General features: G+C 33.0%; 12 protein-coding genes. 6 read left to right on the top strand and 6 right to left on the bottom strand.

Annotated elements, in window-relative coordinates; all coding sequences use genetic code 11:
• Positions 1-103: 103 nt before the first annotated feature.
• From RT037_RS13415 to RT037_RS13390, 6 genes are all read right to left on the bottom strand, one after another.
• Entirely contained in the window at positions 104-1,282 is a 1,179-nt protein-coding gene (locus RT037_RS13415; protein WP_312324655.1) for an acetyl-CoA C-acyltransferase, read from the bottom strand.
• Between the two features lie 11 nt (positions 1,283-1,293).
• On the bottom strand, positions 1,294-1,689 hold the full coding sequence (locus tag RT037_RS13410; protein ID WP_312324656.1) for a hypothetical protein: 396 nt from the start codon (positions 1,687-1,689) through the stop codon (positions 1,294-1,296).
• Positions 1,690-1,780: 91 nt separating this feature from the next.
• Positions 1,781-3,445, bottom strand: a complete 1,665-nt coding sequence (locus RT037_RS13405) for an alpha/beta fold hydrolase (RefSeq protein WP_313032204.1) — start codon at positions 3,443-3,445, stop codon at positions 1,781-1,783.
• Position 3,446: 1 nt separating this feature from the next.
• Positions 3,447-4,535, bottom strand: a complete 1,089-nt coding sequence (locus RT037_RS13400; RefSeq protein WP_313032201.1) for a hypothetical protein — start codon at positions 4,533-4,535, stop codon at positions 3,447-3,449.
• A 9-nt stretch (positions 4,536-4,544) separates the two neighbouring features.
• Positions 4,545-5,234: a hypothetical protein gene (locus RT037_RS13395; RefSeq protein ID WP_313032200.1), complete on the bottom strand. Its 690-nt coding sequence runs from the start codon at positions 5,232-5,234 to the stop codon at positions 4,545-4,547.
• Positions 5,218-5,778: a sigma-70 family RNA polymerase sigma factor gene (locus tag RT037_RS13390; RefSeq protein WP_313032197.1), complete on the bottom strand. Its 561-nt coding sequence runs from the start codon at positions 5,776-5,778 to the stop codon at positions 5,218-5,220. Before RT037_RS13390 ends, RT037_RS13395 begins: the two co-directional genes overlap by 17 nt.
• Before the next feature lie 264 nt (positions 5,779-6,042).
• Between RT037_RS13390 and RT037_RS13385 the strand changes: the two genes are divergently transcribed.
• From RT037_RS13385 to RT037_RS13360, 6 genes are all read left to right on the top strand, one after another.
• Complete coding sequence (locus RT037_RS13385) at positions 6,043-6,624, top strand: Crp/Fnr family transcriptional regulator (RefSeq protein WP_239285688.1); 582 nt, start codon at positions 6,043-6,045, stop codon at positions 6,622-6,624.
• A gap of 80 nt (positions 6,625-6,704) precedes the next feature.
• Positions 6,705-7,052 (top strand): YciI family protein, encoded by a 348-nt coding sequence (locus RT037_RS13380; RefSeq protein ID WP_239285686.1) that lies wholly within the window; start codon positions 6,705-6,707, stop codon positions 7,050-7,052.
• A 15-nt stretch (positions 7,053-7,067) separates the two neighbouring features.
• The gene (locus RT037_RS13375; RefSeq protein ID WP_239285684.1) at positions 7,068-7,610 is read left to right on the top strand and encodes an SRPBCC family protein; all 543 of its coding nucleotides are present in this window, start codon (positions 7,068-7,070) and stop codon (positions 7,608-7,610) included.
• 215 nt (positions 7,611-7,825) lie between these two features.
• Positions 7,826-8,476: a hypothetical protein gene (locus RT037_RS13370; protein ID WP_313032194.1), complete on the top strand. Its 651-nt coding sequence runs from the start codon at positions 7,826-7,828 to the stop codon at positions 8,474-8,476.
• Between the two features lie 215 nt (positions 8,477-8,691).
• Positions 8,692-9,495, top strand: a complete 804-nt coding sequence (locus RT037_RS13365) for a helix-turn-helix domain-containing protein (protein ID WP_313032193.1) — start codon at positions 8,692-8,694, stop codon at positions 9,493-9,495.
• A gap of 135 nt (positions 9,496-9,630) precedes the next feature.
• Positions 9,631-10,011: a VOC family protein gene (locus RT037_RS13360; protein ID WP_122028882.1), complete on the top strand. Its 381-nt coding sequence runs from the start codon at positions 9,631-9,633 to the stop codon at positions 10,009-10,011.
• The last annotated feature ends 246 nt before the right edge of the window (positions 10,012-10,257 follow it).

Below are 10,257 nucleotides of genomic sequence, written 5' to 3'. Positions count from 1 at the left end.
GTTTCCGAAAATTTTTTTGAGCTTTGAGGGCTCAAAATTTTTCAGAATAACTTTTTAACTTACACAGTTAGTGAGATACTACCTTTATTAAAATAAATAATACTTAGATATTTTCGATAACAATAGCTGATGCTCCACCGCCTCCGTTACAGATTGCAGCAGCACCATATTTTGCACCATTTTGTTTTAATACGTTGATAAGTGTTACGATAATTCTAGAGCCAGAACTTCCTAGTGGATGTCCAAGCGCTACTGCACCACCGTTAACATTAACTTTAGAAGCATCTAATCCTAAAATTTTGTTGTTTGCTAAACCTACAACTGAGAAGGCTTCGTTAAACTCGAAAAAGTCGATGTCTGAAACTTCTAAACCTGCTTTCTTAAGAGCGATTGGTAAAGCTTTAGCTGGCGCAGTTGTAAAGTTTTCTGGCTCGTGTGCAGCATCTGCGTAAGAAACGATTTTAGCCAAAGGCTTAAGACCAAGTTCTTCCATTTTCTCTTTTGAAACCAAGATTAACGCAGAAGCTCCATCATTTAGTGTTGACGCATTAGCTGCTGTAACTGTTCCGTTTTCTTTTTTGAAAACTGTAGGAAGCGTTGGTAATCTATCGAAGTTTACAGACTTATATTCTTCATCTTGAGCAAAAATAATTGGTTCTCCTTTTCTTTGCGGAATTTCCACAGGAACAACTTCATCATTGAATTTTCCTGCTTCCCAAGCTGCTGCCGATCTTTTATAAGATTCGATTGCGAAAGCATCTTGCTCTTCTCTCGTGATGTTGTAATCTGTTGCACATTTTTCTGCACAAACGCCCATGTGTACTTTGTTATATACATCAGTAAGACCGTCTAATACCATCCCATCTAGCATTTTAACATCGCCAAGTTTAGTAGCAACTCTCGCGTTGTAATAATGCGGAACCATTGACATATTTTCCATACCGCCAGCAACAATAACATCCATATCGCCAGCTTTGATAGATTGTGCAGCCATCATAACCGCCTTCATCCCAGAAGCACAAACTTTATTAATAGTTGTAGAAGGTGTATGATTTGACAAACCAGCTCCCAAAGCTACTTGACGTGCAGGTGCTTGTCCTTCGCCAGCTTGCAAAACGTTACCCATATAGATTTCCTGAACCGCGTTAGGATCCATCCCGATTTTATCTAAAGCACCTTTAACCGCAGTTGCTCCCAATTTAGTTGCTGGTACTGATGACAAACTTCCCATAAAACTTCCCATTGGTGTACGCACCGCTGAAACGATAAATACTTCTTTCATTATTTTTAATATTAATTATTTAAATTTTTATTTTTATTAATTCCGAAAAACATTAATGCTGCACCTACAAATTCGAAAAACCATCCCCACGATAATTTTACGATTCCTGCAAAAGCACTTTGCCACGACTTAAACGGCAGGAAGGCAAAAAAATAAAGTGACTTTAGCTTAATGGCAACAATTGTAAAAATGAACAAAAAGATAAGACTTCCTGCAACTATTCTTGTCGCTTTTAGTTTCTCTTTTTGAATAAAATATAATCCTAAAGCTGACAGAGTCCAGATAATACCCGATAGATAAGGATCAATCTTCCAATAATTCCAGTTGCCAACTAACGGAATGCGTAATAATGGGAGAAAACTTCCCACAATAACTAAGATAACGCCTATTAACTGTATATTTTTCATTTTGTAAAATGCTTCGCCAAAATACGAAAAAAAACACATCTATAAAAATGTGTTTTTAATATTGAATCGCAATCCGTTTTATATATGGAAGCTATTTGGTTAAAAATTTCAAAATCTCATTATTTAAAATTTTAGGCTGCTCGAACGGAACATAATGTCCTGCCTTTTTAACTATCAAAAGTTCTGATGTTGGTAAGGATTTTTGAATAAGGTCGGTATGTTCTTTTTTAATAATATCAGTTTCTCCAGCCACGACCAAGGTCGGTATTTTTATGAGATTAAGATCTTCAGGTTTTAATTTTGGTTGTGTTAACATTAGCTTCAGAAGTCTTTTATCATCGGTATTATCTTCGTTTTCAAAATCATTTTTAATTTCATTTAACAATGATTCGTCAACGCCTTCGGGATAAAGATTGGCGCCAATTGTCACTAACTTATCAATCAATTCTGGGTGATTTTTAGCAAAGATTAAACCAGTATTCCCGCCATCACTCCAACCAATAATTTTGATTTTCGAAAGATTAAGTTGTTTCACCACCTCAAACAAGTCATCAGCAAAGCCTTCGTATGAGTAATCTTGCTTCGAAAGATTCGTGCTTCTACCCTGTCCGCGCGTATCAATCGCAATAACTTTAAAATGTTTTTCAAAAAAAGGAATTTGCTTATAAAAATCCGTAATACTGCCACCATTCCCATGAAGTAAAACCAAAACTGGTCCTTCACCATAAGTTTCGTAATAGATTTTGGCATCTTTGACGACTAAAAATTCTCCCGATTTGTTGCGTCCAAAATTAGAATTTTGAGCTTCATTTTTATATTTCATGATCGCGAGTTTTTCTTTCGCTTTTTCATCATCGAGATTGTCTAGTGTTTCAGTAGAAGTTGCAATCTCTTTTTCTTGAGGTGTTTTGTTATAAGCGACTTCGATGTTCGCGATATATTGTCCAGTCGCACGTTCCCAATTTCCTTGACTTTGATAACGGTACCAAAGATTCTGTCCCAATTTTTTTTTGGCGGAAACCCCAAAGACGAAATCTTCATTCGCTAACTTCTTATAGTCAACCAATTGAAGCGTTATCGCAATTTCTTTTTCATTTTTAAAAAGAAGACGATAATTGGAGAAATCAATGCATTGCCAACCCGTTGTTTTAGTTTGATAAATAATATTTTCCGTTAACAAATTTTGATGCGGCAAACCATTTTTGAGACTGTAAATATTTAGTTTTAAAGTCAATTCTTCAAAACGTGAACTTGGCATAATGTAGAAATTGTAGGCTTTGATCTTGGTTGTGCTATAAACTTGGAAAACACTTCCCTGCTCAGCCGTTGGCGTATTTTGATTAAAAAACTTCGTAAACGTCAACATTGGACGCTTTTTCTCGCCAATTAATTTATCATTTAATTTAATAGATTTTACAACAATTTCATTAAGATCCGTTTGTTTTTGGTCCAAAATAACATTCGGATTCTCCTTTAAATCTTGAAAGCTAATTTGCTTATCGACAAATCCAGCTGTAGAAAAAACAATAGAATCATTGGTTTTTGGATCTTTTTCAAAAATTAATTTAAATAAACCATTTTTATCAGTTACAGTCGCCGATTCCGAAGTTTTAACACTGATATTGACGTAAGCCAAAGCTTTTTTATCAACGTTAAAAACTTGTCCAGAAATCTCTGTCTGTGCTGAAATCATCACCACAGACAGAATAAATCCGAGAATAAATATGAAAAATTTAATAACAGAATTCAGAATCATTTTAAAAATCTAAATTTACTAATTCGATACCGATTTGGATGCCGTTTTTACTTGGTAAAATCGATTTGTCGTTAAAAATCGGGGTAAAATCTTTTTTAATAAATAAGTTAAAACTTCCATAGCCAAGTGTCAATTTTCCTCCAAATAAAAAACTATTAACGCCATCATCCAAAGTGTATTGGTACTTATCGAACTTGCCTTCTGGATTGTAATATTTTACCTTAACGATACTTCTTGTATTGATTCCGGCATAAGCACCAAGTCCAATTTTATACATCTTCTTGCGAGCATCAATATAAGTTTTCCCTTCATATTCTTTATATTTCGGATTTAATACTACCTGAAATTCAACGGGTAAAGTCAAATATACATTACGCAGTTTGGAACGTTTTAAACTTCCATTTTCAAAATTTTCTAAATACAGTTCTTGGTTATTCTGGACAAAAACTTGCGGACGTTTTGGCATGTAAGTATCAGTACGATAAGCAATACCGTAACGGAAAAACCACGGACTAGCCTCATTTCCCAATTGCATATCGCGACGAAACTGAATCTCGAAACTGTGAGAATTCCCAAAGCGCATTTGCGAATCGTCCTCGAAAGGATTAAAACTTCCTTTGTCTTTGGTTAAATTTAGGAAGGCATAGTTAATACTTGTCGAGGTTGTATTAATGTATTTTTTTAGGTTGTTTTTATTTTTTGTTGCATTGATGTCAACACTTACAATTCCGCTACTGTTGGTGTATACATTATTGTTCGAGTTGTTTTTTGCGTTGATTCCGAACACAGACGCTACAACGGTAGATTTTGTAATGCTGTCCATTTTGCTACGTTGAGCTTCGATTTTGTCGTTGATAATCGTTTCATATTTCTCCGATATCGATTTTTTTTGATCAATTAGTTCTTCTTTAGTGATTTTGCCTTCGTCATATGCCGATTCGACCACCGCAATTTCGTCACGCATTTTTGTTTTTTCAGAAGCAATTATATTTTCGAGAGAACTAGAATAAGTTTTGATTTGGTTTTCGAGCGTAGTTTGTGCTGTAGCAAAGCCTGAAAGCAAAGCTAAAATTAGGATTTTTGATTTCATATAGGTAGTTTATTTTTTAGTAACAGAATCTTTGTCAAATATGGTAAAACCTAGAATTTTTATAGATTTTGGCGAAAGACGATCGTCAAAATCCTCATTGGATTTTTTATGTTTGAGATTGTTCATTCCCATTTTTGATTTTTGATTATTTTGTTGATCAGATCTTGTTTTTTCCAACTCTACACCGAAAAGTAAATCTTTGGAAGTGACATACTTTTCAGGTTTGGTTGGTTGAGTTTTCGCTGCTTCGGCAAGTACTTTTTCTTCTGGAATTACAATTGGTTTAATTGAATTATCATCATAAGAAACAATTGGTTTTTCTTCCGATTTTATTGGTTTATTTTGAATTTGAACTAAATTTTCGACTTGTATATTTAGTTGATCCTCGACTAATTTATTTTCGACTTTTTCAGGATTTTTAAGTTTTGAATCTTTTTCTTTTTGCTGAGTTTCAACTTTGTTCTGATTAACAATTTTAGGACTGATATTCTCAAAATCGTTATTTGAATCAACAATAAAGATTGATAAAACTAAAATGATAACAGCCGCAACCGACCACCATAATAGTCTAAAATTTAGTTTAGTTTTGTTAGGCGCTTCTACTTTTTCATCGTCAAGTTTTTGTTCCAATCTATCCCAAAGATTTGGAGACACGAAGCGCTCTTCTTGATGGTATTGAGATTTAAGATTTTTCAACATTTTGCTTTTCAATTTTTTGTTTTAAAATAAAATCTGCCAAAAACTTTTTAGCTTTACTGTATTGACTTTTGCTTGTCCCTTCACTTATGTTAAGGATTTCTGCCACTTCCTTATGTTTTTTCTCTTCAAAAACGATGAGGTTAAAAATAATTTTGTAGCCAGTTGGCATTGCATCCATTAACGCTTTCAAATCAATTTCGTCTTCATTTTCTAAAACTTCATGCGTAAAATTTTCAGCTTTATTTTCAATAAAATCAGAATCTACATAGAGAATATTCTGTTTTTTTCTGATAAAAGAAATAGACTCATTAACGACAATCTTTCGTAACCATGCCGAAAAAGCACTGGAATTTTGGCACGTTTCTATTTTTGTAAAAGCCTTGAAAAACGCTTCCATCAACACATCTTCAGCATCGTGCAAATTGCCAACGTAACTAGAAGCCACAAAAAGTAAGCGATCCGAAAACATATCGAATACCATTTTTTGTGCTTGTCTATCACCTTTTTGGACAAGATTAAAAATATGTTGAAAATTATCTTTCATAGACTCTTACCTATTAGACGCAAAAAAATGGAAAAGGTTGCTTGAGATTAAAATTTTTTTTTAAGCAACCTGAAATGCGCAATCAAAAAACTTGCGCAAAACACATATTGTTATAATGAAATGCGCATTTTGTATATTATCGCAAAGACCTATTAACTAACAAAAAAATATATTTGTAAAATTGAAATATATGCGTATATTTGAGAGTTGGCGGTAATACTAACAGACCCGACAAACCATAGCATCAAATTAATAAAACAATATATGATAGAAGAACATTTCTTAAACAGAGTTTTCGCATCAAGCGGAATAACGAAAGACGAATTGAAGGAGATAATTCCTCGATACAAACAAGTGACTTTTCAAAAAAACGACTACTTGCTTAAAGAAGGACAAGTTGAGAAAAGTTACTGGTTTATAGAAACTGGTTTTATTCGTTCATACATAATAGACACTGAAGGAAACGACATTACTTTTAACCTTTATGGTTCTGGAGAAGTAGTGATTGACTATCCATCTATGTTTTTCTTTGCACCGACACGAGAAAATATTCAGGCTCTTACAGACTTGGTTTGTTGGGAGATTTCATTCAACGACTTTCAAGAGATGTTCAATACTATTACAAATTTTAGAGAGCAGCAACGGGGTCTTTTGGTTGGAAGTTATTTTGCTTTAAAAGAACATAGTATTTCTTTAATAGCAGACCAGGCAAAAGACCGCTATTTGAAACTTCTAAAGGAAAAACCACACATTATTCAAAATGTATCGTTAAAACATATTGCAACATTTTTAGGCATTACAGACACTTCATTGAGTCGTATTAGAAAAGAAATTGCAAGCGAGTAGTGTTTCTTGTCATATGGCAAGTTTTAAATTTTTTGGTTGGCTGAAATTTGCACCATCAGTAATCTTAAAATTTATAAAGAATGACACAGTTAAAAGAATTTATGTTGCTGTTCAGATACGAACCAAGCAACGAACAGCCAACCCAAGAGCAACTACAAGAAATGCACAAACATTGGGGAGAATTTATTGGTGGAATTGCTATGCAAGGAAAATTAGTAAGTACGCACCAATTGGGTTTTGAAGGAAAAAAGATTTTTGCCAATCAAAGCACAGAAGACGGACTTCATATTGCCGAAGGGCAAATTATAGGTGGTAATATGGTTTTAAAAGCAGAATCAATGGAATCTGCAACAGAACTTGCAAAAAACTGCCCAATACTTTTTATGGGTGGCACAGTTGAAGTAAGAGACATAATTCCAATGAAGTAATTATAAACTTTTCAAATGAACAAAAAAATGATTTTCATAATAATTGGAATCGCTCTTGCAGCGTTCATCGGATTTGGTTTGTATAAAGCCAGTGGTTTGAAAACAATTCAAATCGTTAAAACAGTTACTGTTAAAGGAACTGAACAGGAAGTTTTTGATATGGTAAAATATCTAAATAACTTTCCAAAATGGTCTCCATTTTCAGCACAAGATCCAACGCAGAAGTATGAAATTAAAGGTACAGACGGTGCTGTTGGCGCTCAATACCATTGGGTTGGTAATAAAGGTAAAGATTTGGGCTATCAGGAAATCGTAAAAGTTGAAGAGCCAAATTTTATAAGAATGAAGTGTGATATTCAAAAGCCATTCGTAGCAAAACCAACATTTGATTATTACTTTACCGAAACAGCAAACGGTATAGAAGTTAAACAGGATTTTAAATTGGAATCAGGTTTGGTTGACGCATTTTTTATGTGGCTTTTTGGTGCAAAAGCAGAAATGGAAAAAACCAATCAACAAGGCTTAGACTTATTAAAAAATGCAGTAGAGAAAAAATAAGAAAAAATATTTCTAAACTTAACTCTTTTACTTTGGGTGTTAGAAATGGCACAAAGAAAGTAAAAGAGTTTATCGTTCAAGCAGAAATAAAATTATTAAATAAGTACTACCGCCAACATCGGTTTTGCAAAAGCGGGGTTGAAGTTCCCTTGCGTTGAAGATTTTCGCAATTTTCGCCGCAAAAAACCATTTCGTTTTTTTTATTTTTTGTAATTTTGAAAAAACGAAAATGGTTTTTGCTCGGGAAAGAATTTATAGAAAGTTTTGAACCTCTTAGCCCCGCCTTCGCAAAGCCGTTTCCCGTTAGCCGCAACCGTTATCCGAAAAACCTGCATAAAATGGCGAAATTTTTAATAGCATTAAGTATTGCAATCATCATTTTCATTTACTTTAATTACCCTTTTCAAAGTGAAAATATATCTTTTTTGATTGTTTTTTCTTGCTTTGTAGTAATTACTTTTGCAGGAGCAAAAATTTGGACTGAAATAAACTATAAAGATGAAAGTTATGAGGATGCAGAAAAAGAAATAAATAAAAGACATAATGAAAATGGGAAATTTAAATATGTAAACGATGGTTTTTATTTTACAGTAAAAGGAAAAGAGGAATTCATTAAATGGAATGATATTCTTGAAGTAAATTCATTTTCAATTCCAACAGGAAAATGGACTAAACAAACAGGAATTGAACTAATTACAAATACTAAAAATTATGAATTTAATGACAACAACACTTCAGGAATGGACAAATTTGGAGATAAATTGTTTGAAAATTTACCAAATTGGAGATTAGATACAGAATTTATGCGTGTAAATAATTATGGTGTTGAGAAAAGAAATTTATATCAAAAAAACGGCAGCGGCTAACATAGTATTTGCAAAAGGCGGGGTTGAAGTTATAATAGAACTATCAGTTGCATTTAGCCGCAACTTGCTTTTCATATTACTTTTTTTCGTAATTTGGTAATCTGAAAAAGCAATTTGCTTCGTTCGGTCGAAATTGAACTTTTCGTCCAATTTAGCCCGCCCTTCGCAAATACTTTTTCCGTTATGCGTAATGCTATCAAAACTCCCGTAGAAAATTGGAAACAATAAGAAAATACTACAAACCAATTCAACCGACAGTTTCTAAAAATGACGGAGAAATAACTTATCAAGAAATTTATCCAAAAAACGAAATCCAAAATTTTGTTTACTGTTTTTGGCAACTGAAAACCAAAAGAAAATTATCAGAAGATTTCAATTATTGTGTTGTTTCTGATGGTTGTATTGATATTTTTTTTGACAATAAACAACCCGAGGAAAGTTTTGTTATGGGATTTTGTAGAAAATTTACTGAATTCAACATAGGAAAAGAGTTTGATTATATCGGCATTCGTTTTTTGCCAACTGCTTTTCCAATATTATTCGGAATAAACGCTAAAAAATTGAGTAATCACTCACAGGAATTGAAAAATATAAATCCCGAAATTTATAATTATATATGTTCCGAAATAAAACCAAGAACTTCATTTGAAGATATTTCAAAAAAATTGAACAAAAAATTGTTAGAGGTTATTCATAATCAAAACATAGAATTAGACCAGCGTTTCTTGAACTCACTAATTCTAATTTTTCAAAAAAAAGGTTTCTTAGATACAGAAAAAGATTTGGATACAGGTTTAAGTCCTAGACAATTACGAAGAATTTTTGATTACTATATTGGAACAACAGCAAAATCTTTTAGTAATGTTATTCGCTTTCAATACATTTTAAATGCAAAACCTTCCCAACAAAGTTTGAAAAATAATAAACTCTATTTTGACGTTGGTTTTTTTGACCAAGCACACTTTATTAAAAACTTCAAAACATTTTATGGAGTAACTCCTTCCGAAGCGTTCCGTTAGTTTGTCCGATTTTTACAATTCCAGCGGTTAATCTCAAACTAAATTTGTAAAACAAAATCGATTATAATGAAAACGATATTACTAACCGCATTTGTTTTGCTTTTTGGAATTTCAAATGCACAAACTACAAACAAAATGAAACTTAACGCAGGAATTATTACAGAAAAATTAAGCGAAACCAAAAAATTCTACAAAGAAGTGTTGGACTTTGGAGTGAGTTTTGAAAATGAATTTTATATTCTTTTGCACACACCAAACAATTCGTCAGAAATCAGTTTTTTGCAACCGAACCATCCAAGTCAAAAACCTATTTTCCAATCAGCATTTAACGGAAAAGGTGTTTATTTGACTATAGAAGTTGAAAATGTGGACGAAATTTATAAAAGGCTGAAAGACAAAGGTGTTTCAATGGAGTTTGAAATCCGAGACGAACTTTGGGGCGACAGACATTTTGCAATTAAAGACCCAAATGGAATTGGAATTGACATTGTAACTTATACAAAACCAGCAGAATAAAAGCACTACGCATAACATGGGTTTTGCAAGATGCGGGGTTGAAGGAAATCTCAGAGAAATTATAGAAAATACCCGCAAAAACTTTTCCATTTTTTAGTTTTTTCGTAATTTTAAAAAATGGAAAAAGTTTTGCTAGCATTCGGTTCTCCTCTTGAAATTTCGGTTGCAGTAGCCCGCACCTCGCAAAGCCCTTTTCCGTTAGCAGAAATCGCATCCAAACTTTCCGCTTTAAAAATATTTCAGAAT

Origin of the sequence: Soonwooa sp. (genome assembly GCF_032062245.1) — a bacterium.
GTDB lineage: Bacteria > Bacteroidota > Bacteroidia > Flavobacteriales > Weeksellaceae > Soonwooa.
This window is presented reverse-complemented; position numbering and strand designations above follow the sequence as displayed.